The sequence below is a fragment of the Streptomyces sp. R302 genome (assembly GCF_012927245.1).
GTDB lineage: Bacteria > Actinomycetota > Actinomycetes > Streptomycetales > Streptomycetaceae > Streptomyces.
Genome location: NZ_JABBGE010000010.1, coordinates 176,609 through 199,938 on the forward strand (window position 1 = coordinate 176,609; position 23,330 = coordinate 199,938).

21 protein-coding genes are annotated in these 23,330 nt (G+C 76.2%); 7 read left to right on the top strand and 14 right to left on the bottom strand.

Annotation, left to right across the window (positions count from 1 at the left end):
• Nucleotides 1-129: 129 nt before the first annotated feature.
• Nucleotides 130-1,167, bottom strand: a complete 1,038-nt coding sequence (locus HHL19_RS29260) for an NAD-dependent epimerase/dehydratase family protein (protein WP_169093375.1) — start codon at nt 1,165-1,167, stop codon at nt 130-132.
• A 141-nt stretch (nt 1,168-1,308) separates the two neighbouring features.
• Here HHL19_RS29260 and HHL19_RS29265 point away from each other — a divergent pair, with 141 nt between their 5' ends.
• The gene (locus HHL19_RS29265; RefSeq protein ID WP_169093376.1) at nt 1,309-1,518 is read left to right on the top strand and encodes a DUF5133 domain-containing protein; all 210 of its coding nucleotides are present in this window, start codon (nt 1,309-1,311) and stop codon (nt 1,516-1,518) included.
• On the opposite strand, the gene HHL19_RS29270 is transcribed toward HHL19_RS29265, so the two are convergent.
• Nucleotides 1,445-2,719, bottom strand: a complete 1,275-nt coding sequence (locus HHL19_RS29270; protein WP_169093377.1) for an MFS transporter — start codon at nt 2,717-2,719, stop codon at nt 1,445-1,447. The genes HHL19_RS29265 and HHL19_RS29270 overlap by 74 nt on opposite strands.
• 57 nt (nt 2,720-2,776) lie before the next feature.
• Between HHL19_RS29270 and HHL19_RS29275 the strand changes: the two genes are divergently transcribed.
• Nucleotides 2,777-3,349, top strand: coding sequence for a CGNR zinc finger domain-containing protein (locus HHL19_RS29275; RefSeq protein WP_240981936.1), 573 nt, complete (start codon nt 2,777-2,779; stop codon nt 3,347-3,349).
• A gap of 48 nt (nt 3,350-3,397) precedes the next feature.
• On the opposite strand, the gene HHL19_RS29280 is transcribed toward HHL19_RS29275, so the two are convergent.
• Nucleotides 3,398-4,699, bottom strand: a complete 1,302-nt coding sequence (locus HHL19_RS29280; protein WP_169093379.1) for a D-alanyl-D-alanine carboxypeptidase — start codon at nt 4,697-4,699, stop codon at nt 3,398-3,400.
• Nucleotides 4,700-4,940: 241 nt separating this feature from the next.
• Between HHL19_RS29280 and HHL19_RS29285 the strand changes: the two genes are divergently transcribed.
• Nucleotides 4,941-6,221: a cytochrome P450 gene (locus HHL19_RS29285; RefSeq protein WP_169093380.1), complete on the top strand. Its 1,281-nt coding sequence runs from the start codon at nt 4,941-4,943 to the stop codon at nt 6,219-6,221.
• A 12-nt stretch (nt 6,222-6,233) separates the two neighbouring features.
• Here the strand turns inward: HHL19_RS29285 and HHL19_RS29290 are convergent, their stop codons facing one another.
• From HHL19_RS29290 to HHL19_RS29310, 5 genes are all read right to left on the bottom strand, one after another.
• Nucleotides 6,234-6,518: a hypothetical protein gene (locus tag HHL19_RS29290; RefSeq protein WP_206325892.1), complete on the bottom strand. Its 285-nt coding sequence runs from the start codon at nt 6,516-6,518 to the stop codon at nt 6,234-6,236.
• A 62-nt stretch (nt 6,519-6,580) separates the two neighbouring features.
• Nucleotides 6,581-7,063, bottom strand: coding sequence for an NUDIX domain-containing protein (locus tag HHL19_RS29295; RefSeq protein ID WP_169093381.1), 483 nt, complete (start codon nt 7,061-7,063; stop codon nt 6,581-6,583).
• Between the two features lie 127 nt (nt 7,064-7,190).
• Nucleotides 7,191-8,141, bottom strand: coding sequence for an FAD-dependent oxidoreductase (locus tag HHL19_RS29300; RefSeq protein ID WP_169093382.1), 951 nt, complete (start codon nt 8,139-8,141; stop codon nt 7,191-7,193).
• Nucleotides 8,138-9,562, bottom strand: a complete 1,425-nt coding sequence (locus HHL19_RS29305; RefSeq protein WP_240981960.1) for an FAD-dependent oxidoreductase — start codon at nt 9,560-9,562, stop codon at nt 8,138-8,140. The genes HHL19_RS29300 and HHL19_RS29305 overlap by 4 nt, the downstream gene beginning before the upstream one ends.
• Before the next feature lie 143 nt (nt 9,563-9,705).
• Nucleotides 9,706-11,190, bottom strand: a complete 1,485-nt coding sequence (locus HHL19_RS29310; RefSeq protein WP_169093384.1) for an FGGY family carbohydrate kinase — start codon at nt 11,188-11,190, stop codon at nt 9,706-9,708.
• Between the two features lie 305 nt (nt 11,191-11,495).
• On the opposite strand from HHL19_RS29310, the gene HHL19_RS29315 reads away from it, so the two are divergent.
• Together HHL19_RS29315 and HHL19_RS29320 are read left to right on the top strand one after the other, a co-directional pair.
• Complete coding sequence (locus HHL19_RS29315) at nt 11,496-12,530, top strand: hypothetical protein (RefSeq protein ID WP_169093385.1); 1,035 nt, start codon at nt 11,496-11,498, stop codon at nt 12,528-12,530.
• Between the two features lie 33 nt (nt 12,531-12,563).
• Nucleotides 12,564-14,099, top strand: a complete 1,536-nt coding sequence (locus HHL19_RS29320) for an amino acid permease (RefSeq protein WP_169093386.1) — start codon at nt 12,564-12,566, stop codon at nt 14,097-14,099.
• Nucleotides 14,100-14,118: 19 nt separating this feature from the next.
• On the opposite strand, the gene HHL19_RS29325 is transcribed toward HHL19_RS29320, so the two are convergent.
• Nucleotides 14,119-14,916, bottom strand: coding sequence for a GntR family transcriptional regulator (locus tag HHL19_RS29325; RefSeq protein ID WP_169093387.1), 798 nt, complete (start codon nt 14,914-14,916; stop codon nt 14,119-14,121).
• A 181-nt stretch (nt 14,917-15,097) separates the two neighbouring features.
• Between HHL19_RS29325 and HHL19_RS29330 the strand changes: the two genes are divergently transcribed.
• Nucleotides 15,098-16,438 (top strand): DUF2252 domain-containing protein, encoded by a 1,341-nt coding sequence (locus HHL19_RS29330; protein WP_169093388.1) that lies wholly within the window; start codon nt 15,098-15,100, stop codon nt 16,436-16,438.
• 67 nt (nt 16,439-16,505) lie between these two features.
• Here the strand turns inward: HHL19_RS29330 and HHL19_RS29335 are convergent, their stop codons facing one another.
• From HHL19_RS29335 to HHL19_RS29345, 3 genes are all read right to left on the bottom strand, one after another.
• Entirely contained in the window at nt 16,506-17,897 is a 1,392-nt protein-coding gene (locus HHL19_RS29335; protein WP_169093389.1) for an FAD-dependent monooxygenase, read from the bottom strand.
• Between the two features lie 132 nt (nt 17,898-18,029).
• A complete protein-coding gene (locus HHL19_RS29340; protein ID WP_169093390.1) occupies nt 18,030-18,569 on the bottom strand; it encodes a PadR family transcriptional regulator in 540 nt (179 codons plus the stop codon).
• Between the two features lie 32 nt (nt 18,570-18,601).
• Nucleotides 18,602-20,626 carry an NADPH-dependent 2,4-dienoyl-CoA reductase gene (locus tag HHL19_RS29345; protein ID WP_169093391.1) on the bottom strand — a complete coding sequence of 675 codons (2,025 nt, stop codon included), beginning with the start codon at nt 20,624-20,626 and terminating at the stop codon, nt 18,602-18,604.
• Between the two features lie 141 nt (nt 20,627-20,767).
• Between HHL19_RS29345 and HHL19_RS29350 the strand changes: the two genes are divergently transcribed.
• Entirely contained in the window at nt 20,768-21,301 is a 534-nt protein-coding gene (locus tag HHL19_RS29350) for a hypothetical protein (RefSeq protein ID WP_169093392.1), read from the top strand.
• A 434-nt stretch (nt 21,302-21,735) separates the two neighbouring features.
• On the opposite strand, the gene HHL19_RS29355 is transcribed toward HHL19_RS29350, so the two are convergent.
• Nucleotides 21,736-22,578 carry an ATP-binding cassette domain-containing protein gene (locus HHL19_RS29355; RefSeq protein WP_169093393.1) on the bottom strand — a complete coding sequence of 281 codons (843 nt, stop codon included), beginning with the start codon at nt 22,576-22,578 and terminating at the stop codon, nt 21,736-21,738.
• Nucleotides 22,575-23,324 carry a cobalt ECF transporter T component CbiQ gene (gene cbiQ, locus HHL19_RS29360; RefSeq protein ID WP_169093394.1) on the bottom strand — a complete coding sequence of 250 codons (750 nt, stop codon included), beginning with the start codon at nt 23,322-23,324 and terminating at the stop codon, nt 22,575-22,577. Before cbiQ ends, HHL19_RS29355 begins: the two co-directional genes overlap by 4 nt.
• Nucleotides 23,325-23,330: the final 6 nt, after the last annotated feature.

Genomic DNA, 23,330 nt, shown 5'->3' on the forward strand with positions numbered 1-23,330 from the left:
AGCCCGCGCGCGGGCCGCCCGCGAGCGCGTCGGCGGCCCGCTCGGCGACGGCGGCGGCGGTGTGGGCCGCGGTGGCGAGTTCGCCGTAGGAGAGCAGCAGGTGCGCGTCGACGGGCTGGTGGCGGGGGTTCAGGCGGCGCGGCGCCCGGTCAGGGGTGCCGTGTCGTCGCCCGCGCCGGCGCGGACGCCGCGCAGGAAGGCCTCCAGGGCCTCCACCGAGCTCGCCGCGGGCGCCCAGTCGAGCTCCTCGCGCGCCCGGTCCGTGGACATGACGGGAAGGTGGCGCAGGAGGTCGAAGAGGCCGGGGGAGGCGGGGGCGAGGCGCAGGTGCCAGGCCGTCGCGAGGGCGCCGCGCACCGCGCCCGCCGGGACCTTCACCGGGCGGGCGTCGAACATCTCGCCGAGCAGCGCCGCGTCGACCACCGGGTCCGCCGCCAGGTTGAACGCGCCGCGCACGTCCCGCAGCACGGCCCGCACGTAGGCGTCGGCGGCGTCGTCGGTGTGCAGGACCTGGAAGCGGAGCCCGGACGGTTCCGGCAGCAGCGGCAGCAGGTCGGGGCGGAAGAGCCGGCCCGGCACGAACCGGCCGGCGAAGATCCGGCGCTGCTCGCTCGCCGCTTCCTCCTTGAACAGGAACGCGGGCCGCATCCGTACCACCCGGGTCTGCGGGTGATCGCGCTCGAAGGTGTCCAGGACCCGTTCCAGATAGGCCTTCTCGCGGCTGTAGGCGGCGTCCGGCCAGCCGTGCGTCGGCCAGGCCTCGGAGACCGGCGCGCCGCTCTCGGGGCCGGGGGAGTAGGCCCCCACCGACGACGCGCACACCAGGGCGGGGACGTGCGCCGCCGCGACCGCGTCCCCGACCCGCAGTGTGCCGAGGACGTTGGTCCGCCAGGTCGTCACGGGGTCGTGCGTCGGCCCGAAGCGCCACGCCAGGTGCACGACGGCGTCGGCGTCGGCGACGTACTGGGCGAGCCGGGGCTCGTCGCCGTCGAGGGACAGGTCGACGGCGGCCCACTCGACGCCCGGGAGGTCGAGCGCCGGCAGCCGGCGGGCCAGACCCAGGACGGAGCCGACCCCGGATTCGGCGGCCAGGGCCCGTACGACGCTGGTGCCCACGTTTCCGGTGGCGCCGGTGACGACCACCCTCAGCCCGGTACGCGTCTTCATGTCTTCGACCCTCCGCCATCCGGGCGGCCCCCGCACCTCGGCCCGCCCCGGGTCACGGAGGGTGACCGTGCGGGTCGCGCGGGTGGCCGGTCGCGAGCACCATGGAGCGACGCACGAGACGGGGCCGTTACGGAGGAACCCATGCTGCTGCCCGACCGGAACACCGTCGAACGGGTCCTCCGGCACTACCGGGCCCAGGAACAGCGCGTCCTGGCCGGCCCCTGCGACCTCACCGTCCGCCGCCGCTTCGAGGACACCGCGTACACCCTGTGCGTGCTCATGGGCGTCCGCTCGACCGCCGAAGCACTCCGCGCCGCCGAACGCTACGTCGCGCCCCGGGCGTCCCTCTGACGGCCCGGTGCTCCCAGGGCGTCGCTCTGACGGTCCGGCGGTTCCGGAGCCCCGCGTAGGGCAGCGCCGAGCAGGCGCAGAGCACCGCCGCGAGCAGCAGGGCCGCCGCGACCGACCGGGCCGCGACCGGCCCCGCGGCCGCCGCGCCCACCGCGAAGCCGGTGATCTTCAAACCGGCGCCGGTGGTGAACACCCGCCCCCGCAGCCACCCCGGCGTCTCCTCGTGCCGCACCGCGAACAGCGCGGTGAGCTGCGGCCCTTCCGCCGCCCCCGCCACCGCGAACGCCACCACCAGGGCACCCGCCCCGCCCGTCGCGGCCACCGTCCACGCGCCGGCCTGCGCCAGCGCCGCGCCCCACAGCACCCGCGCCGCCGCCACCGTGCGGCGGAGCCGGGCGTGCAGCGCCGTCGCGGCGAGGGAGGCCGCCGCCGCCACGGACAGCAGCAGCGCCCCCTGACCGGGCGCGCCGAGCGTCCGCGCCCCCAGCGCCGGGAGGCAGGCCGCGACCACGCCCTGCGCGGCGGCGCAGCCCACCGAGGTGACCGTGGCCCGCAGCAGCGGCCCCCGCCCGAACACTGCCCGCACCCGGCCGCCCCGGGCACGTCCCCCGGGCCGCGGGTCGGCCGGGGGCAGCGCCCAGGCGACGGGCACCGCCGCCGCGACCAGGGCCGCCGCGACGACCACCGCCGCCGGCGCGCCGAGGAGCAGCGCGGCGCCGCCCGCGAGCGCGGGCCCCGCCAGCGCGGCGACGGAGAAGGTGAGCGAGTCGAGGCCGTGCAGGCGCGGCATCCGGCCGGCGGGCGCGAGCCCCGGCAGCTGGGCCGTCCAGCCGCCCGAGAGCGCCGGGCCCGTCAGCCCCGTGACCACCGCGAGCAGCGCCGTCACTGCGAACGGCAGCCGGCCGAGCCCGAGGAGTACGGCTCCGAGCCCGGCCGCGTAGAGGGCGAGGGCGCCGGAGAGGAGCCGTCCCGGCCGGCGCGAGCGGTCGAGGAGCGCCCCGAAGGCGGGGCCGCCGACGGCCGCCGCGACCGTGACGCAGGCGAGGAGCGCGGCGGCACCGGAGGTCGAGCCGGCGGCGGCGAACCCGGCGAGCGCCAGGGCGGGACCGGCCGCCTCGTCACCGGTCCGGGCGGCGAGCGCACCCGTCAGGTGGGCGGCGACGGAGGGGCGGAGGGATAGGCGGAACGAAGGGCTGCGCATGGCGGCAGAGGCTACGGAGGTAACTCAAAACCTCGCAATATGCGTTACATTCGGCCGATGCCCGTGCTCCCCGACCGGTCCACCTGGCACTCCACCGTCGCCATGGCCCTCCGCACCGCCGCCCTCGTCAACGCCCTGGCCGACCCGGCGGCCGGGCCCGGGGAGATCGCCGCCGTCCTCCTCTCCCACGGCGAACCCGCGCCCGTCGAGGTGACCGCCGAGGACGTCACCGGGCTGCGGGCCGCCGCCGTGCACCTGCGGGAGGTGTTCGCCGCCGGCTCCGCCGACGAGGCCGCCGCCCTCCTCAACTCCCTGCTCGCCGCCCACACCGGCCCCCTCCGGCTCACCTCGCACGGCGGCACGGCCCCCTGGCACCCCCACGCGGACGCCTCCGACGACGCGCCCTGGACGGAGTGGTTCCGCGCCTCCGGCTGTCTGGCCCTGACCGTCCTCCTCTGGGAGCGGCAGGCCCCGCCCGGTCGCACCTGCGCCTCCGCGAGCTGCGGGAACGTCTTCGTCGCCCACGGCAGCGGCCCCGAGCGACGCTACTGCTCCCGCCGCTGCGCCACCCGCGAGCGGGTCGCCGCGCACCGCCGCGCGCACACGGCGGCGGCTCCCGGCATGGACTGAACGCCCGCCGGAAGCCGCCGTGGTGGAACCGCCCGCGTGGGCCGGGGGTCAGGCGCGCGACAGCCGGCGCCGCCAGGCCCACAGGGCGAGGGCCGCCGCGCAGGCCGAGCCCACCAGGGAGAGGGGCAGCGCCACCGACGGGCCGGCGTCGGCGGAGGCGTCGGCGGCGGTGCCGGGACGGGCCGCCGAGGCGCCGAGAGCGGCGGCCGGGGCGCCGCCGCCCCCGCGCACGGAGACGCCCCGGGCGTCGGGCCGCTTCTCGCCCGCCGGCCCCCGGGCCGCCTGAGACCCCGCGGACTCCTCGGACCTCGGGGGCAGCAGGGAGCCGACCGGCTCGACCTTGCCCGCCGCCGCGAAGCCCCAGTCGAGGAGGTCGCGGGCCTCCTCGTAGACGGCGAGGCCGCCGCCCGCCTGCGGGTTCATCACCGACACCACCAGGGTGCGGTCGCCGCGGCGGGCGGCGGCCACGAGGGTGTTGCCCGCGTTGCTGGTGTAGCCGTTCTTGACGCCGATGATCCCCGGGTAGCGGCCCACCCCGTCCGCCCCGGTGACGAGACGGTTGGTGTTGGCGATGCCGTACGACCACGAGCCGGCCGGGAAGTCGGCGTACGCGGTCGAGCAGTAGCGGGTGAACTCCGGATCCCGCACCCCCGCCCGGCCGAAGACCGCCAGGTCGTACGCGGACGACACCTGCCCCGGCGCGTCGTACCCGTCGGGGGAGACGACGTGCGTGTCCCTCGCCCCCAGGGACCGCGCCTTCTCCTGCATCTGGCGGGCCGTCGACTCCCAGCCGCCGCTCATCGCCGCGAGGACGTGCACGGCGTCGTTGCCCGAGCTGAGGAAGACGCCGTTCCACAGGTCGGAGACCCGGTACGTGTACCCCTCCTTCACCCCGACGAGGCTGCTGCCCTCGCCGATTCCCTTCAGCTCCTCGTCGGCCACCGTGTGCCGCTCGGACGCCTCGTGGTGCGGGAGCACCGTCAGCGCGAACAGGGTCTTCAACGTGCTGGCCGGCGGCAGCTTCCGGTGCGCGGCGCGCGCGGCGAGCACCTCGCCGGTGCCCGCGTCGGCCACCACCCAGGAGAGCGCCGAGGGCGTCGGGACGGCCGGCGCGCCGGCCAGTGGCTGCACCTGCGTCCCGTCCCGGTCGAGCCGCGCCCGGTCCACGAACCGCCGTGCGGGAGGCGTCGGTTCGGTGACGGAGCCGGGTCCGAGGGCGGGGGCGGGGGCGGCGGGGGCGGTCACCGGGGCGCGGGGCGGGGTCGCGGCGCCGGCCACGGGGGCGGAGAGCACGAGCAGCATCGCGGCGGAGCCCGCGGCGGCATGGCGAACAGCTGACGTGACGATCATTCAGCCACCGTAGGAAGGGGGTGCGCGGTGCGCAGGAGGAAGTGCGCCACCCGGCCTAGAGAACGCGACGACGGGCGGCGCGTCGTGCCGCCGGGCGGGTGGTCGCGCTCTGCCGGGCGGGTGAGGCCCCCCGGTCCCCGGCACCCGCCGACGACAACTCCGCGCGAGCCGATGCGCGTTGACCCTAGGATGCGACCCGGCCCGCCCCGCCCGACCCGCCCGCCCGTCGTCAGGAGCCCCCATGGACACGCACCCCGAGCAGACCGGACGCACCGAGGCCCCCGCCCCGACCCCGGAGCCGTACCGGCTCGACGCGGCCGGTGGCTGTCCGCACGCGGTCAACGCGCGGCTGCGGGCTCAGGGGGCCGTCGCTCCCGTGCTCCTGCCCGGGGACATCGAGGGCATGGTGGTCCTCGGGCACCACGCCCTGCGCGACTTCCTCTCGGACCCCGACGTCGCCAAGGGGCCGCAGCACTTCGCCGCACTCGCCGAGGGACGCATACCGGAGGGCTGGCCGCTGCGCACCTTCGCGACCGTGCCCGGCATGACCACCGCCGACGGCGCCGACCACCGCCGGCTGCGGACCCTCGTCAGCAGCGCCTTCACCGCCCGCCGCGTCGAGGAGCTCCGCCCGCGCGTGGCGGCGGTGACGGAGGGTCTGCTCGACGGCCTCGCCGAGGCCGCCGCGGAGGGAGACGGCGTCGCCGACCTGCGCCGCCACTTCGCCCTCCCGCTGCCGCTCGGCGTCATCTGCGAGCTCCTCGGCGTCGACCCCGCCCACCAGGAGCGGCTGCACCGCCTGTCGAGCCTCGTCGTCGCCACCGACACCGAGCCCGCCCAGGTCGTCGCCGCCAACCGCGAACTCCTCGGACTGCTCGGCGCGATCGCCGAGGCCAAGGCGGCGGAGCCCGGCGACGACCTCACCAGCGCCCTGATCGCCGCCCGAGACGAGGGCGGCGACCGGCTCGCGCAGCCCGAGCTCATCGGCACCCTGCTGCTGATGATCATCGCGGGGCACGAGACCACCCTCAACCTGGTCACCAACGCCGTCCGCGCCCTGTGCGCCCACCGCGACCAGCTCGCCCTCGTCACCGAGGGACGCGCGAGCTGGGCCGACGCGGTCGAGGAGACCCTGCGCTGGGACAGCCCCGTCAGCTACTTCCCCTTCCGCTACCCCACCCGTGACCTGACCGTCGACGGCACCCTCATCCCGCGCGGCACCCCCGTCCTGGCCGGGTACTCGGGGGCGGGCCGCGACCCGGAGGCGCACGGCCCCGACGCCGACCGCTTCGACCTCACGCGGGGCGGCGCGGCCAAGCACCTGTCCCTCGGCCACGGCCCCCACTACTGCCTGGGCGCCCCCCTCGCCCGCATGGAGGCGGCCGTGGCCCTCGAAGCGCTCTTCACCCGCTTCCCGGACCTCGACGTCGCCGTCCCCGAGGAGGGACTCAGCCGCCACGCGGGCTTCGTCGGCAACAGCGTCCGCGCCCTGCCCGTCCGGCTCGGCCCCGCCGCGCGGTGACCGCCCCGCCGGTCAGCCGCGCCGGCTCCGGCCCCGGTCCGGGTCCCGGGTGGGGGCCGGCACGCCGGTAGGCGGTGTGGGGGAGGCCCGCAGCGTGGAGACGAGCCGCAGCAGCCGGTCCTCGTTCCCCGCGAGGCCCGCCGCGCGCAGCGCCTCGTCGGCCTCCGCCATGGGGTTCGTCAGCATCACCCCCGCGTACGGGGCGAGGCGCGGATCCGTCATCACGGCCTGGGTGGATTCGAGGAGGCGAAGGTACGCCTGGGCCGCGGCGCGCTCGGTGGCGGTGATGGTGGTCATGTCGGGCTCCCTCTCGACGGCTTGACGCACCCCACCCTCTCGCACGGGTCTGACAATGACCCTCAGGCCCGCCCGTGCACCCGCGTGACAAGCCGTTCCAGGAACTCCCGCTGCCCGGCGACAAGCAGCGGAGCCGCCGCCTCCGCGGTGAACCACCCCACCCGGTCCAGCTCCGGAAACTCCGCCAGGACCCCGGAGCGCGGCGGCCACTCCATCGAGAACGTCCCCGGCACCACCGCCGCCGGGTCGAGGTCCCCCTCCACCGCCCACACGGTGACGGTCTTTCCGCCGCCCTGCCGCACCTCCCCGAGCGCGAGCCACTCGCCCTCCGGGACCGGCAGTCCCAGCTCCTCCCGGAACTCCCGCCGGGCCGCGTCCTCCGGAGCCTCCTCCGGCCCGTACTCGCCCTTCGGCACCGACCAGGCGGCCTGCTCCCGGCGCGCCCAGAACGGCCCGCCCATGTGCCCGATGAGCACCTCGATCCCGTCGTCCTCCGCCCCGCTCCGACGGAAGACGAGCAGACCCGCGCTGCGCCTGACCGCCATGCCGCCAGTCTCGCCGACCCGCCCGGGCCGCGCACGGCCACACGCGCCGACCCGCCCGGGGTACGCACGGCCACGCGCGCCGCGCCGGCCGGCCGAGCCCGACGCCCCGGGGGCCCTCGTCCGCCCCTTACGCCCCGCCGTTCAGGTGCGTCCACACGGCCTCGGCGGCCCTCCGGCCCTCCGCGGCGGCGCGGACCGCGGGCGTGCCGCCGCGCAGGAGGCCGCCCGCCGCGAAGACGCCCGGCACGCCGGTGCGCAGGGACGCGTCCACCAGGGGCGCGCGGGTGCCGGGTGCGAGGGGGAGGCCGCCCGCGCGGGCCAGTTCGTGCTCCGGGGTCCAGTCGCCGGTGAGGACGAGCGTGTCGCAGCGGAGCGGACGGGCGCGCCCGTGCCGGTCCCGGACGGTCACTCCGGCGAGCCGCCCCCGGCCGGTCAGCTCCGTCACCGCCGCGCCCGTCAGCACCGGGACCCCGGGGGCGGTCGCGTACCCTTCCCCGGTGACCACGGCCGCCACCGTGACACCGGCGCGGCGCAGCAGCCTGACGGCGTGTCCGGCCGTCGCTCCGCCGCCGACGACCACGGCGCGTCGGCCGATCCGCTCCGGGCGCGGGCCGAGGAGGGCGACGGTCCGGTGGAGCTCACCGGCCGTCAGGACCCCCTCGGGGCGGGTGCCGGGGAGCAGCCGGGCCGGGCGGGACCGCTCGCGGGCGCCCGTCGCCAGGACCACCGCCCGCGCCACGACGGTCTCCGGCCCGCTCGGCGAGGCCGTCTCCAGGGCGAGCGGACCCGCCCAGCCGACGACCGACACGCCGGTACGCAGGACGGCGCCGGCCCGCCCCGCCGCCCGCACGGCGCGCCGCGCGTACCCGGGTCCGTCGAGGGCGCGCCCGCGCGCGTCCGCGCCGAAACCCGGGTGGGCGCAGTGCTGGGGCACGCCCCCGCCCTCCGGCTCCCGCTCCAGGACCTCGACGCGTCCGATTCCGAGCGCCGCGAGCCGAGCCGCCGCGGCGAGCCCCGCCGGACCCGCCCCGACGACCAGCACGTCGACGGCCCGCGCCTCCCGTGACCGTGCGTTCACCGGGCCCCGGCCCCCTTCCCGTACTCCTCGACGAGGGCGCGCAGCGTCGGCCGGCAGTGGCCGCCCTGGCAGCGGCCGGCACCGGCGCGGGTGCGGCGGCGCAGACCGGCGAGGCCGGCGGGCGGGACGGGCGAGGCGAGCGCGGCACGCACCTCGCCGCGGGTGACGTGCTCGCAGTGGCAGACGACCGCGCCGAGTTCGGGGTCGCGGGCGACGGCCGCCGCGTCCCGGTAGGGGCGGGGGAACGCCTCGCCGAGGTTCGGCACCCGGACCGGCGCGAGCGGCGCCTCGGGGCCGGTCCGCAGCCCGCACTCGCCGAGCAGCCCGAGGGCGTGCTCGGCGAGGGCCAGGGAGGCGGACAGGCCCGTGGAGCGGATCCCGCCGACCGTGACGTACCGCAGCGCGGGATGGGCGGCGCACCGGTAGTCCTCCCGCCCGGTGGCGGCCCGCAGGCCCGCGTACGCGGCCGTCACCTCCTCCTCCGCCAGCGCGGGCACGATCCGCGCGCCCTGCTCCCGCAGCCCGGCGAGGCCGTCGGCGGTCGTGCCGGTGGCGGTGCGGTCGTGGAGGTCCTCGGCGGTCGGGCCGACCAGCACGTTCCCGTACACGGTGGGCGTGACGAGGACGCCCTTGCCGAGCGGGCCGGGCACGGGCAGCAGGATGTGCCGCACGAGCGGGCGGGCGTCCTTGTCGAGGACGAGCAGCTGGCCCCGGCGGGGCGTGACCGTGAAGTCCCGTACGCCGAGCAGCGCGTCGAAGCCGTCGGCGTACAGTCCGCAGGCGTTGACCAGGAACCGGGCGGTGAGCGGGCCCCGCGTGGTGACCAGCCGGTGCGGCGCGCCGTCGTCGCCGGTACCGGTCCGGGTCCCGGGGACGACGTCCGTCACCCGGCAGCCGAGCAGCAGGTCCACGCCGGACAGGACGGCCTGGGTGGCGTAGGCGAGGGTGGTGCTCCAGGGGCAGACGATCGACTCGCCGGGCACGGCCAGCGCGCCGAGCGCGCCGGGGCCGAGGTGCGGCTCGCGGCGGCGGAGCTCGTCCGCGCCGACGATCCGGGTGGCGTGGTGGCCGTTGCGGGCGGACTTCGCGGCGAGGCCGGGAAGGGCGGCCAGCTGCTCCTCGTCCCAGGCGACGAGGAGCGCGCCGACCGGCTCGACGGGGATCCCCGCCTCGGCGGCGTACGCGGTGAGCAGCCGGTGGCCCGCCCGGACGAGCCCGGCCTCCAGGGTGCCGGGGGCGGCGTCGAAGCCGGTGTGGAGGATCGCGGTGTTGGCCTTGGACGTGCCCTCGCCGACGTCGTCCGCCGCGTCGACCAGAGCGACCCGCAGCCGGTACCGCGCCAGCGCGCGGGCGATCGCGGCCCCGACGACCCCGGCCCCCACCACGACGACGTCGTACGCGCCCTCCGCCCCGCCGGGCAGGGGGCCGCGCCGACTGACGTGGCCACTGACGCGCCCGCCACCACCACCCGCCGCCGGCCCGACCGAGCGTGGCGACTCCAGCCCGTTCGCGGCCACGGTCCTGCCGCCGTCCCTGCCGCCCGTCCGGCGGTGCCCGGGGCGGGTCACGCCGAGGCCCCCGACGACCCCGGGGCCCCCGACGCTCCCGGCGCCTCCTGGCGGTCGAGGAGCGCCGCGACCTCCGTCCGGAAGCGGCCGAGCCGGTCCGCCGCCTCGTCCGCCGAGATCGCGGGCTCGTACACGGCGGAGGGTTTCCACGGCGGTACGGCCTGCGGGACGGTGAGGTGCGGGTCGTGGCCGAGGCGGGCCATCGCGCCGACGCCGAGGGCGGTCGCGTCGGGGAGCGCGGAGACCTCCACCGGGAGCTGGAGCAGGTCCGCCTGGGTCTGCATGAGCAGCGCGGAGCGGGTGAGGCCGCCGTCGGCGCGCAGGGCGTCGAGGGGGGCGCCCCGGTCCGCGGCCGCCGCCTCTGCGAGGTCGACGACCTGCGCGGCGATGCCTTCGACGAGGGCCCGCACCAGGTGTCCGCGGCCGGTGTCGAGGCCCAGGCCGGTGACCGTGCCGCGGGCGTCGGCGCGCCACCAGGGGGCGGCGAGTCCGGCGAGCGCGGGCACGAAGGTGACGCCGCCGCTGTCGGGCACGGAGCCGCCGACGGCGTCCAGGTCCCGCGCGCCGGAGACGACCCCGAGGTCGGTGAGCCAGCGGACGGCGGAGGCGACGGTGTACACCTGCCCGTCGAGGCAGTGCTCGGTACGTCCCCGCAGCCGCCAGGCCACGCAGCCGACGAGGCCGGTCGTGGTGCGGCGGGGGTGCGGACCGGTGCGGGCGAGGAGGAACGCCCCGGTGCCGTAGGTGCACTTGGCGGCGGCCGGCGCGGTGGCGCTCTGCGCGAGGAGCGCGGCCTGCTGGTCCACGACGAGCCCGGTGAGCGGCAGCGGCGGCCCGAACGCCGTGGTGGTGCCGACGGGTTCGTCGCAGTCGACGATCCGGGGGAGTTTCTCGCCGCCGAGGCCGTAGAGGTCGAGGGCGGGTCCGGACCAGGCGACGGCGGCCGGATCGAGCAGGCCGGTGCGGCCGGCCGTGGCCGCGTCGGTGACGAAGGCGCCCGTCAGCCGGTGGACCAGCCAGGCGTCGCTCGTCGTCACCACCCCGGCGCCGGTGGCGTGGCGACGGATCCAGGCCATCTTCGGCGCGGCGAAGTAGGGGTCGACGGGCAGGCCCGTCAGGTCCCGCAAGTCGTCATGGTGCGGCGTGAGTTCCGTGCAGATTCCGGCCGCCCTGCGGTCCTGCCAGACCAGGGCGTCGGTGAGCGCTTCGCCGGTGGCGGGGTCCCAGGAGAGGACCGTCTCGCCCTGGTTGGCGAGGCCCACGGCGACCACCGGTACGCCCGCCTCGGCGAGCGCGGCGCGGCCCGCCGCGACCACGGAGCCGTACAGTTCGGCGGGGTCGGCCTCGACGCGCCCGCCGGGCAGAGGGCGGGGTCTCACCGGTGCGGTGCCGGTGCCGAGAACGCCCCGTTCCGGGCACAGGACGAGTGCCTTGGTTCCGGAGGTGCCTTGGTCGACGGCGAGTACCGGGCCGCCCGTCATGTGCCTGCTCCCGTCGTGGGGTTCGCCGGAGGGAAGGGGTCAGGCTGGTGGGCCGGCGGCTCACCGTCAACCCTCTCCGGGCGAGCCTGTCAGGTCACTCACGATTACTTGACGGTAGCTCAAAAGAAGGCGCTGGCCGGATAGTTACGGTCACAAGAATGATCCGGACGGTCACCTTCGGTCGCGCCTATAGTGAGCGCCGCTCGCCGACGGACGCGCGGGCGCCGCACCCGCCGCCCGACCGCGCCCGACCGAGGAACGATGACCACGCCCACCGCTCCGCCCGTACCCCGTCCCGCCCGCTGATGCCCGGACACGGTTTCCGGCCCGTCTTCCACCCTGCGGGCCACGACCACGCCCTGCGCCACGCCCTCCAGGACCTGCGCACCGGCCGCTGGGGCGAGATGGCGCGGCTCCTCGAAGGCCCGGACGGCGCCGACGGCCCCGACGCCCGGGCGGTCGGCGGCGCGGACGACCGGACCGGCGCCGGACACTGGGACGGCTGGACGCGGCGTACGCAGGTCCTCGCCACCGTCGCCGCCGGCACCGACGTCGTCCACACCTGGCGCGCCGAACGGCCCGGCAGCGCCGCCGCCTGCGTCATGCACGCCCGCGTCGCCGTCGAGCGCGCCGTCCGCGCCCAACGGGGCGGCCACCCGCGCGCCCGCACCCTCCGGCAGGAGGCGTGGACCGCGTGCCGGGAGGCCGCGGAGCGCGCCCCCGCCGACCCGGTGCCCTGGGTCTGCCTCCTCGCCCTCGCCGCGCTCGACCCCCGCAAGGACGCCCCCGAACACCGCGCCGCGCCGCCCGCGCCGATGCTGCCGCCCGGACCCTGGGGGCTGCTCGCCGAGGTCGAGCGGCGCGACCCGTACAACCGCGAGGCGTACCACCGCATGCTGCAGTTCATGTACGGGCGCAGCGAGGGCCCGCTCTCCGAGGCCGTCAACTACGCCCAGTGGGCGGCCGCATGCGCGCCGCGCGGCTCCGCCCTGCACGCCCTGCCGCTCTACGTGCGGGTCGAGCGCTACCGGCGCGACCGGGGGCACGAACACGCCCTGGACCTGCACTGGGTGGCCGAGGACGCGATCCGCGAGGCCCGGCGGGCGATGGACGCCTGGTTCCTCTTCTGCGCCGTGCCGGAGGCCTCCCAGCTGGACCTCAACCATCTGGCGCACGCCCTCTTCGGCGCCCTGCGCTTCGCCGACGCGGCACGGGTCTTCGAGGCCCTCGGCCCGTACTGCACGACCGCGCCCTGGGCCCACCGCACCCCGCGCCCGGCCGACCGCGCCCTCGCCGAGGAGGTCTTCCTGCGGGCCCGTGCCCGCTGCCTCGCCGGCTGAGCAGACCCGTCCCCCCTTCGGAAAGGTTCCCCGATGTCCCGCCCCATCCCACCCGAGGCACCGCGCCACCCGTCCCCGGCGTTACCCGACGAGGAGGCCCGGCTGCGCGAGCTCGGCTACCAGCCGGTGCTCGCCCGCCGCATGGGCGGCTTCGGCAACTTCGCCATCAGCTTCTCGGTCATCTCCGTCCTCTCCGGCTGCATGACCCTCTACGGCTTCGGGCTCGGCACCGGCGGCCCCGCCGTGATGCTCTGGGGCTGGGCGGGCGTCGGCCTCTTCGTCCTCTGCGTCGGCCTCGCCCTCGCCGAGGTCACCAGCGCCTACCCGACCTCAGGGGCGCTGTACTACATGGCGGACCGGCTCGGCGGGCGCCGCTGGGGCTGGTACACCGGCTGGCTCAACCTGCTCGGTCTGCTCGGCGCCATCGCCGGCATCGACTACGGCGCGGCCCTCTTCACCGGCGCCTTCCTCAACCTCCAGTGGGGCTTCGAGCCGACGCCCGGCTCCACCTTCCTGATCTTCCTGGCGATCCTGCTGGTCCACGCCGCCCTCAACCTCTTCGGCGTGCGCCTCGTCAGCGTGCTCAACTCGATCAGCGTCTGGTGGCACCTCGCGGGCGTCGCCGTGATCGTCGGCGCCCTCACGATCGTCCCCGACCGCCACCAGTCGGCCGGCTTCGTCTTCACCGAGTTCGTCAACGACACCGGCTGGGCCAATCCGTTCTACGTCGCCGCGATCGGACTCCTCCTCGCCCAGTACACCTTCTCCGGCTACGACGCCTCCGCCCATCTCTCCGAGGAGACCGCCAACGCCTCCGTCACGGCGGCCAAGGGCATCGTCCGCGCCATCTGGGTCTCCTGGATCGCCGGCTTCGCGCTGCTCGCCGGGCTCACCTTCGCCATCCAGGACTACGCGGGCACCGTCGGCAGCGCGACCGGCGTGCCGCCCGCCCAGATCTTCCTCGACGCCCTCGGCTCCGGCGGCGCCACCGCCCTGCTCCTCGTCGTCATCGTCGCCCAGCTCTTCTGCGGCAACGCCGAGGTGGCCGCCGCCAGCCGCATGGTCTTCGCGTTCAGCCGCGACAACGCCCTTCCGGCGTCGGCGACCTGGCGGAAGGTCAGCGCCCGCAACCGGACGCCGGTGCCGGCGGTCTGGCTGTCGGTCGGCGCCGCCGCGGTGCTCGCCCTGCCGTCGCTGTACTCGCCGACGGCGTACGGCGCGGTCACCGCGATCAACGTCATCGGCATCACACCCGCCTACGCCATCCCGATCCTCCTGCGGCTGCGGGCCGGGCGCGACTTCACGCCCGGCCCGTGGAGCCTCGGCCGCTGGAGCCGGCCGATCGGCTGGACCGCCGTCGGCTGGGTCGCGGTCGTGACCGTCCTCTTCTGCCTGCCCCAGAAGAGCCCGGTGACCGTCGACACCATGAACTACGCGGTCATCGCCCTCGCCGTCGTCCTCCTCCTGGCGACCGTCTGGTGGTACGCCGCCCGCCGGTCGTACGGCACGCCGACCCCGTACGGCGGTACGGCCCGCGAGGAGGCGGAGCTCGCCGAGAACCTCGTCTGATCCCCCGTCAGGGGGCTTGTCAGAGGCTGTACTCGTACGTCCAGGCAGCCTCCCTGGCCGAGAAGTCGATGTCCGTGACCTCCAGGACGTGCCCGTGCTGGTCGCTCACCACCCGGTGGACGCTCAGCCGGGCCGCACCGCCCGCCGCCGCCCCGGCGGTACCGGGCGGGACCCTGACCGACTCGCGGTGGGTGGCCCGCAGGCCGGCCTGGTGCATCCAGTGGTACAGCAGTCGCAGGTCCGGCTGGCGCACGCCGTACCGGGCCCGCCGGTAGCGGGCCAGCTGCGGGATCTCTTCGAGGGCGGCCCGCGAGAACCACGAGACCGCCCGCTGCAGTTCGGGACCCTGCGGGGCGAGGACCCGGTGGCGGTGCACCAGCGTCGGCTCGCCCGGCGCCAGGTGCAGCCGCGCGGCCAGCGCCGACGGCGGCGGCTCCCAGTCGAGCGAGGCCCGCACCAGGGCCTCCGCCGCGCGCGGCCCGCCGGGGAAGACCGGTCGCGCGGCGGACGGGGCCGGCGGCGGCGCGGGCCGCGGCGCCTCCCCGTGCGCGGGGCCGTGCGAGGGGTCGTGCGCGGCGAAGGTGCCGCGCCGGTCGGTGACCACGAGCCGTTCCTCGCGGAGCAGTTGGAGCGCGCTGCGGACGGTCTGCCGGTTGACGTGGTACCGCTGCGCCAGGGAACGTTCCGAGGGGAGCCTGCTCCCGGGGGCGAGGGCGTGCCGGACGAGGTCGTCCCGCAGGGCGGCGGCCACCCGCAGATAGCGCGGGACCACCCCCTCCGGGGGCTCGGAATCGGGCGCGGAATCGGGTACGGCCATGATGGACCCCTTCTTCGCTCAGCGTCACCGCGTGGGCCGTATGGGTGATCAATTCCTATCATTGGTCTAAACCATTCCGCTAGGGCGACCGTGCAGAGTGGCCGAAACCCGCGCGGCGCCCTGTAATGGGGACCAGGCGACAGGACCGGCGATGCCGGCGGAGGAACAGGGGTGAGGCCGGATGACGACGCCCTCCGAGCGCTCCGCACGCGGCCGCGCGGCCCGCAAGAAGGTCCCGCGGTCCTCGCACGGCCGCTGGATACCGAGCTCGCAGCGCCCCGACCCGCTCACGGTCCTGGAGAAGCAGGCCGCCGACCGCCTGCCCGACCTCGCACCCGTCCGGTACGGACGGATGGCCGCCTCCCCCTTCGCCTTCCTGCGGGGCGCCGCCGCCGTCATGGCCGCCGACCTCGGCGCCACCCGGAACACCGGACTCACCGTCCAGCTCTGCGGCGACGCCCATCTGCTCAACTTCGGCGTCTACGCCTCACCCGAACGGACGCTCCTCTTCGACGTCAACGACTTCGACGAGACCCTCCCCGGCCCCTTCGAATGGGACGTCAAGCGCCTCGCCGCCAGCATCGCCGTCGCCGCCCTCCAGAACGGCAGCCCGCGCCCCAAGGCCCACCGTGCCGCGCTCGCCGCCGCCGAGGCGTACCGCACCGCCATGCGCCGCCTCGCCGGCCTCGGGGAACTCACCGTCTGGTACGAGCGGATCTCCGCCGACGACCTCACCGCCCTCGCCCGCCCCCGCGAACGCGAGCGGCTCACCCGCAACCTCGCCAAGGCCCGCCGCCGCACCAGCCTCCAGGCCTTCGACAAGCTCACCACCCGGGACGGCGACGGCGAGCGCCGCATCGCCGACGACCCGCCGCTCCTGGAACGCGTCCCCGACCTCGACCGGGTCGCCCTCGGCAAGATCTTCGGCGACTACCGCAGCTCGCTCTCCGAGGAGCGCCGGGTCCTCCTCGACCGCTACCGCTTCCGCGACGCCGCCCGCAAGGTCGTCGGCGTCGGCAGCGTCGGCACCCGCTGCTTCGTCGTCCTCCTCGAAGGCCGCGACGACGGCGACCCGCTGATCCTCCAGATCAAGGAGGCCGGCCGCTCGGTCCTGGAGGCCTACCTCCCGCCCACCGTCTACGACCACCAGGGCCGGCGCGTCGTCTGCGGCCAGCGCCTCACCCAGGCCGCCAGCGACATCTTCCTCGGCTGGATGACCGGACCCGAGGAACGCCACTTCTACTGGCGGCAGTTGCGCGACATGAAGGGCTCCGCCGAGGTCGAGACGATGACCCCCGCCCTGCTGCGCGACTACGCCCGGCTGTGCGGCCGCGCCCTGGCCCGCGCCCACGCCCGCTCCGGCGACCGCGTCGCCATCGCCGCCTACCTCGGCTCCTCCGACGTCTTCGACCGCGCCGTCGCCGACTTCTCCCTCGCCTACGCGAGCCAGAACGCCGACGACTACGCCACCCTCGGCGCCGGCATCGCCGCCGGCATGATCACGGCGGCCCCGGGCGTCTGACGGAGGGCGGGCCCCGGAGCCCGGAGGGCGTGCGGACACCACCGCCCGCCCTCCGACGGCCGGACGGTCAGGCGTCCTTCAGCAGCGGCGGCTCCGCCGGGGTCTCCGGCACCGGCGAGAAGAGCACCGCGCGGACGAGCGACGGGGCGAAGAGGCTGCTCAGCGGGGCCGTCAGGTTCAGGACCGCCCGGAAGTGCGTTCCGACCGCCGGATCGCCCGCCGCCAGCTCCTGGATCCGGCCCAGGTACCAGTCGGCGAACCTGTCCGCCGGCTGGAGACGGGCCGCGTCGCCCGTGGCGCCCGGCATCTTCTTGTCCGCGCCCGCCGAGATGTCCCAGGCCTGCCGGGACGACTCCAGGAGCGCCCGCTGCACCCGCGCCGTCGTCGGGACCCGGCGGGTTTCGGCCAGCGCCCGGCGCAGCGCCACCGCGGCGAGCGCCGCCGTCGTCATGCCCTGTCCGTAGATCGGGTTGAACGCGCACAGCGCGTCGCCGGTGGCGAGGAAACCGGCCGGGCGGCGGCCCGGACGGTCGTACCTGCGGCGGACGTTGGCGGTCCGCCGGAAGCCGTGGACCGGCGTCACCGGCTCCGCCCCGGCCAGCCACTCGCTGAGCACCGGGTGCGGCAGCCGCTTCGCGTACGCCTCGAACGCCTCCTCCTCGGTGGGCGGCGCCTCCCCGCGCAGCCCCGAGAAGGTGACCATGTGGTGCCCGTCGCCCAGCGGCACGATCACCCCGCCGTACGTCTGCCGCGGGCCCGGCACGATGTAGTACCCCTGGGCGTCGGTGGCGGGCACCGCGTCCGTCGCCCGGTAGATCCGGGAGGCGTACGCGAGTCCGGTGTCGAGGGTCTCCTCGTGCGGGGCCTCCGCGCCGATCCCGGCCAGCCAGTCCGCCGCCTTCGTCGACCGTCCGGAGGCGTCCACCACCAGGTCGGCGGCGAGGGTACGGGGCTCCTGCCCGGCGCCCGCGCCGCGCTCCCGGAGCCGTACCCCCGTCACCCGCGCGGCCGTGCCGGCCAGGCCCACCGTCTCGGTGCCCTCGACGAGTTCGATGCGCGGGTCCGCGAGCACCCGCTGCCGCACCAGCCACTCCAGCTGGGCCCGCGGGCCGCTGTAGAAGTGCGCGGAGGCGGGGGACCGGGTGAACCACTGGCCCGCCTGCCACTGCACCATGTCCGTCGGCATCCCGACCTTCGGCGCGCCCAGCTCCCGCAGCTCGTCCATGAAGCCGGGCAGCAGTTCGTCGAGCGCCCGCTGGCCGCCCTCGATGAGCACATGGAGGTGCCGGCCCTGCGGCACCCCCGGCCGGGCGTCGTGCCCCTCGGGCAGCCGGTCGCGCTCCACGACCGTGACCCGCTCCGCGTGCTCCGCGAGCACCCGCGCCGCCAGCAGTCCGGCGAGACTTCCCCCGATGACCACCGCGTGTCGTGTGCCGCGGCGCCCCAAGTCGTCGGCCATACCCGCCCTTTCCCTCCGTGGACCATGAAACCGGTACCGACCAGTATCCACGGCGGAGGGGGAGAGCCCCGGCGCGCGCCGGGGGCGGAAGGGCGCGGGACGGGCGCGCACCCGCCCGTGCGGCCGCTCAGGTCAGTCCTCCGGGCCCAGTTCCTCCAGCGCGGCCGTCAGCCACTCCACCCAGAACCGCTCCAGGTCGAGGCCGCCGCGCAGCACGAGATGGCGCAGCCGGTCGGGCTCGGCGGCGCGCCGCTCGGCCGGGAAGTCGCGCTCCTCGATGCCCGTGTACTCGTCGAACTGCGCCCGGTGGAGCGCGAGGTGCCGCTCCAGCTCGGCCCGCAGCCCGGCCGAGCCGACCACGGCCGCGGCCCGCATCCGCAGCAGCAGCGCGGACCGCAGCGGCTTCGGGTCCTCGGCGGCGCCCACCCACTCCCGCAGGAACTCCCGTCCCGCGGGCAGCACTTCGTACTCCTTGCGCTGCCCGCGCACCGGCACGGGGGAGGGCAGGGCGCGGATCTGCCCCGCCTCCTCCAGGCGCCCCAGCTCCCGGTAGATCTGCTGGTGCGTCGCCGACCAGAAGTAGCCGATCGACTTGTCGAAGCGGCGCGTCAGTTCGAGACCGGAGGACGGCTTCTCGAGCAGCGCGGTGAGGATCGCGTGCGGGAGGGACATGCGGGCATCCTAGGTCGGGCGGCCGGCCGCGCTCACAGGGTGGCGGCGAGCCGGGTGCCCTGGTCGATCGCGCGCTTGGCGTCCAGTTCGGCGGCGACGTCGGCCCCGCCGATGAGGTGCGCCGGGCGGCCGGCGGCGACCAGCTCCTCGTACAGGTCCCGGCGCGGCTCCTGGCCGGAGCAGAGGACGATCGTGTCGACCGGGAGGACCTGCGGCTCGCCGTCGACGGTGAGGTGCAGGCCCTCGTCGTCGATCCGGTCGTAGCTCACGCCGGCGACCATGGCGACGCCGCGGTGCTTGAGCTCGGTGCGGTGGATCCAGCCGGTGGTCTTGCCGAGTCCGGCGCCGACCTTGGTGGTCTTGCGCTGGAGCAGGTGGACCTGGCGCGGCGGCGCGTTCCGCTCGGGCTTGCGCAGGCCGCCCCGGTTCTCGTACGAGGTGTCGACGCCCCACTGGCGGAAGTACGTCTCGGGGTCCTGGCTCGCGCCCTCGCCGCCGTCGGTGAGGAACTCGGCGACGTCGAAGCCGATGCCGCCGGCGCCGATGACGGCGACCCGCTCGCCGACCGGCGCGCCGTCGCGGAGGACGTCGAGGTAGCTGAGGACGCTGGGGTGGTCCTGGCCCTCGATGCCGGGGTCGCGGGGGGTGACGCCGGTGGCGACGACGACCTCGTCGTAGCCGTCGAGGTCGTCGGCGGAGACGTACGTGCCGAGGCGGACGTCGATGCCGTGCTCGGCGAGCCGGACGCGGAAGTAGCGGAGGGTCTCGTCGAACTCCTCCTTGCCGGGGACCCGCTTGGCGACGTTCAGCTGGCCGCCGATCTCGGCGGCGGCGTCGAAGAGGGTGACGGTGTGGCCGCGCTCGGCCGCCGAGACGGCGCAGGAGAGGCCGGCCGGGCCGGCGCCGACGACGGCGATCCGCTTGGCGAGGCGGGTGGGGGAGAGGACCAGCTCGGTCTCGTGGCAGGCGCGCGGGTTGACCAGGCAGGAGGTGATCTTGAGGTTGAAGGTGTGGTCGAGGCAGGCCTGGTTGCAGCCGATGCAGGTGTTGATGGCCTCGGCCCGGCCGGCGGCCGCCTTGTTCACGAAGGCGGGGTCGGCGAGGAAGGGGCGGGCGAGCGAGACGAGGTCGGCGCGGCCGTCGGCGAGGATCTCCTCGGCGACCTCCGGGGTGTTGATGCGGTTGGAGGTGACGAGCGGCACGGAGACCGAGCCCATCAGCTTCTTCGTCACCCAGGTGTAGGCGCCGCGCGGCACGGAGGTGGCGATGGTGGGGATGCGGGCCTCGTGCCAGCCGATGCCGGTGTTGATGATGGTGGCGCCGGCCGCCTCGATCTCCTGCGCGAGCTGGACGACCTCCTCCAGGGTGGAACCGCCGGGGACGAGGTCCAGCATGGAGAGCCGGTAGACGATGATGAAGTCGGTGCCGACCCGCTCGCGGATCCGGCGGACGATCTCCAGCGGGAACCGCACGCGGTTCTCGTAGGAGCCGCCCCAGCGGTCGGTGCGGTGGTTGGTGGCGGCGGCGATGAACTCGTTGATGAGGTAGCCCTCGGAGCCCATGACCTCGACGCCGTCGTAGCCGGCCTCGCGGGCGAGCTCGGCGCAGCGTGCGTAGTCCTCGACGGTCTGCTCGACCTCGGCGTCGGTCAGCTCGTTCGGCACGAAGGGGCTGATGGGCGCCTGGATCGCGCTCGGCGCGACGAGGCCGGGGTGGTAGGCGTACCGGCCGAAGTGCAGGATCTGCATGGCGATCCTGCCTCCCTCGGCGTGCACGGCGTCGGTGATCAGCCGGTGCTCGGCGACTTCCTCGCCGGTGGTGAGCTTGGCGCCGCCGTCCCACGGCCGTCCGGCCTCGTTGGGCGCGATGCCGCCGGTGACGATGAGGCCGGCGCCGCCGCGGGCCCGCTCGGCGTAGAAGGCGGCCATCCGCTCGAAGCCGTGCTCGGTCTCCTCCAGGCCGACGTGCATCGAGCCCATGATCACCCGGTTGGGCAGGGTGGTGAACCCGAGGTCGAGCGGGCTGAGCAGATGCGGGTACGGGGTCGTCGCGGTCACGGGGCGCCTCCTCGCGCAGGGATCGTCGGATCCTGTTGTAGGCGACGCGGCGGCGTTTATGCAACTAGTTGCAGAAGGTTCGGGGTGTGATGGTTACTACTCGGTAGAAGCGGTGGCCTGCCGTGGCTGGGCTGAGGGACCATGGGATGGACGCTCACCCACGAGGGCAGCGCCTTCGTGAACTTCCGGCACTTCGACTTCGCGGAGCCGCGTCCGCACGCGCACGCCTTCCGCTGGCTGGACGTGAAGCACTTCGCCCTCCCCGGGCGCGCGGCGTCCGCCACGGACCGGGACCTCCTCGCCGCGCTCATCGCACACGAGCAGTTCCGCGACGACTACGCCGGCGGCGGAGTGGACCCCGAGGGCACCCGCCACGGCGAGTACTGGCTCCGCTGCGTCACCCCCGAGGCGTACGAGCCGATCGGCCGCGACCGGGCCACCCTCCTCCTGAGGACCTGGGCCGACCAGCACGGCCCCCTCCCCGCCCCGCTCTCCGAGGCCCTGCGCAGCGAGGCGTACGACGCCCTGGCGGCGGCGGACGCCGTCCACCACCTCGACGGCCTCGGCGAGGCCGAGTACCACGACTGGGCAAGCGTCCACGGCGAGTTCCACGAACTGGTCCTGATCAACCACGGAACGGGCCGACTCACCCTGCTCGTCGCGGCGGACGACTGAACCACAGGGGACGGCCGCCGGGGCCGCGGTCCGGGCCACCGTCCGGGTCGGCCGCCCGTCCAGGCGGCCCGCCCGGGCCGCCGACCAAGCCGGCTGCTGGTCGGGCCTGTGCGGTCGGGCCTGTGCGGACCGTCCGTCCGGCCTGTGCCGTCCGTCCGTCCGGCCTGTGCCGTCCGTCCGTCCGGCCTGTGCCGTCCGGCCTATGCCGTCCGCCCGTCCGGTCTGTGCCGTGCGGTCTGTGCCGTCCGTCCGTCCGGCCTGTGCCGTCCGGCCTGTGCCGGTCGGGCCCGCGGTGGCGGGGCCGCCGGTCGGGCCTGTGTCGGTGGGATCTGTGCCGGTCGGGTCTTCGGTGACGGGGGCGCCGACCGGGCCTGCCCCCCGGGCCGATCGCCCCGCCCGACCGGCCGCGCGACCCGCTCATTCCACCGGACCGCTCACCCCACCCTGTCCAGGAGCGCGTCGAGGTCCTCCGCCGTCCGGGGGGTCGGTACGCCCTCCGGCAGCAGCCCCTGGGACCGCAGCAGCCGTCCCACCGACACCGCCCATGGGCGGCGCAGGCGCGCCGCGTCGAGGAGGGCGTCGTCGGCCAGCAGGTCGGCCGCCGGGCCGGTGCGCAGCCCGGCGGGGGAGAGGACGGCGGCCTCGTCGGCCCAGCGAAGGGCCAGGTCCACGTCGTGCGTGGCCATGACCACCGTCGTGCCCGCCGCCCGCAGCCGCTCCAGGGTCTCCAGGAGCCGTTCCTGACCGTGCGGGTCGAGACCGGCCGTCGGCTCGTCCATGATCAGGACCCGGGGCCGCATCGCCACCGCGCCCGCGATCGCCGCCCGCTTCCGCTGCCCGTAGGACAGCAGGTGTGTGGGCCGGTCCGCGAGCGCGGTGATGTCCAGCGCCTCCAGCGCCTCCGTCACCCGGAGCCGTACCTCGTCCTCCGGCAGCCCCAGGTTCATCGGCCCGAAGGACACGTCCTGCGCCACCGAGGCCGCGAAGAGCTGGTCGTCCGGGTCCTGCACCACCAGCTGCACGGAGGTCCGCAGCCGGGTCAGCCCCTTCCGGTCGTGCGCCACCTCCGCCCCGTCCAGGAGCAGCGCCCCGCTCCCGCACCGCAGCCCGCCGCTCAGGAGCCGCAGCAGCGTCGTCTTCCCGCCGCCGTTGCGCCCGAGCAGGGCGACGGCCCGCCCCTCGTGCACGGCGAAGGAGACATCCGTGAGGACGGCCGGCCCGTCCTCGTACGCGAAACCCGCGCCGACCAGCTCCACGACCGGAGTGGGGGTCGTCATGGCAGAAGCCTTTCCAGTACGAGGGTGAGGGCGACGAGCCCCGCGAGGAGGCCGCCCGTCGCCGCGAGGAACGGGCGGGAGACGGACGCCTCGGGCAGCAGGACCCGCAGGGTGCCGTCGTAACCGCGCCCGGCGAGTCCGGTCTGGAGCCGCTGCGCCCGGTCGAAGGCCCGCACGAACGAGGTGGCGCCGAGCCCCGCCATCGAGCGCCACACCGCGGCCCGGGTCGTCGCCCCGAGCCGCGCCGCCTGCGCCTGCCGCACCTTGCTCTGCGCGTCGAGCAGCAGGAACACGATCCGGTACATCACCAGGGCCACGTCCACCACGGGGGCCGGCACCCCGGCCCGAACGAGCCGCGGCAGCACGTCCGACACCGGCGTCGTGAAGGCGAACAGGAGCACGCCCAGCGAGGCCGACGCCGTCCGCAGCAGCAGCTCCCCGGCGTGCACCGGACCGTCCGGCGCCCAGGCGACGAGACCGGCGGGCCCGCCCACCGAGAACAGCAGCGGAACGGCCCCCGTGACGCAGAAGCCCAGCGGGATCCGGAAGGCCCGCCACAGCTGCCGGCCCGGCACACCGGCCGGACCGAGCAGCACGGCGAGGGTCGCCGAGGCGACCAGGAGCGCCCCCGGCCACGGCGGCAGGCAGACCGCGCACAGCGTCAGACCGAAACCGAGCAGGGCCTTCTCCGCCGGATGGCGGCGGCGCCAGCGACTGCTGTGCGCCGCCGCGTCGATCGGCAGCATCGGCGG

Coding starts and splice junctions, on each gene's coding strand:
- HHL19_RS29260 (WP_169093375.1), bottom strand. CDS start 1,167: ATGAAGACGCGTACCGGGCTGAGGGTGGTCGTCACCGGCGCCACCGGA.
- HHL19_RS29265 (WP_169093376.1), top strand. CDS start 1,309: ATGCTGCTGCCCGACCGGAACACCGTCGAACGGGTCCTCCGGCACTAC.
- HHL19_RS29270 (WP_169093377.1), bottom strand. CDS start 2,719: ATGCGCAGCCCTTCGTTCCGCCTATCCCTCCGCCCCTCCGTCGCCGCC.
- HHL19_RS29275 (WP_240981936.1), top strand. CDS start 2,777: ATGCCCGTGCTCCCCGACCGGTCCACCTGGCACTCCACCGTCGCCATG.
- HHL19_RS29280 (WP_169093379.1), bottom strand. CDS start 4,699: ATGATCGTCACGTCAGCTGTTCGCCATGCCGCCGCGGGCTCCGCCGCG.
- HHL19_RS29285 (WP_169093380.1), top strand. CDS start 4,941: ATGGACACGCACCCCGAGCAGACCGGACGCACCGAGGCCCCCGCCCCG.
- HHL19_RS29290 (WP_206325892.1), bottom strand. CDS start 6,518: ATGACCACCATCACCGCCACCGAGCGCGCCGCGGCCCAGGCGTACCTT.
- HHL19_RS29295 (WP_169093381.1), bottom strand. CDS start 7,063: ATGGCGGTCAGGCGCAGCGCGGGTCTGCTCGTCTTCCGTCGGAGCGGG.
- HHL19_RS29310 (WP_169093384.1), bottom strand. CDS start 11,190: ATGACGGGCGGCCCGGTACTCGCCGTCGACCAAGGCACCTCCGGAACC.
- HHL19_RS29315 (WP_169093385.1), top strand. CDS start 11,496: ATGCCCGGACACGGTTTCCGGCCCGTCTTCCACCCTGCGGGCCACGAC.
- HHL19_RS29320 (WP_169093386.1), top strand. CDS start 12,564: ATGTCCCGCCCCATCCCACCCGAGGCACCGCGCCACCCGTCCCCGGCG.
- HHL19_RS29325 (WP_169093387.1), bottom strand. CDS start 14,916: ATGGCCGTACCCGATTCCGCGCCCGATTCCGAGCCCCCGGAGGGGGTG.
- HHL19_RS29330 (WP_169093388.1), top strand. CDS start 15,098: ATGACGACGCCCTCCGAGCGCTCCGCACGCGGCCGCGCGGCCCGCAAG.
- HHL19_RS29335 (WP_169093389.1), bottom strand. CDS start 17,897: ATGGCCGACGACTTGGGGCGCCGCGGCACACGACACGCGGTGGTCATC.
- HHL19_RS29340 (WP_169093390.1), bottom strand. CDS start 18,569: ATGTCCCTCCCGCACGCGATCCTCACCGCGCTGCTCGAGAAGCCGTCC.
- HHL19_RS29350 (WP_169093392.1), top strand. CDS start 20,768: ATGGGATGGACGCTCACCCACGAGGGCAGCGCCTTCGTGAACTTCCGG.
- HHL19_RS29355 (WP_169093393.1), bottom strand. CDS start 22,578: ATGACGACCCCCACTCCGGTCGTGGAGCTGGTCGGCGCGGGTTTCGCG.
- cbiQ (WP_169093394.1), bottom strand. CDS start 23,324: ATGCTGCCGATCGACGCGGCGGCGCACAGCAGTCGCTGGCGCCGCCGC.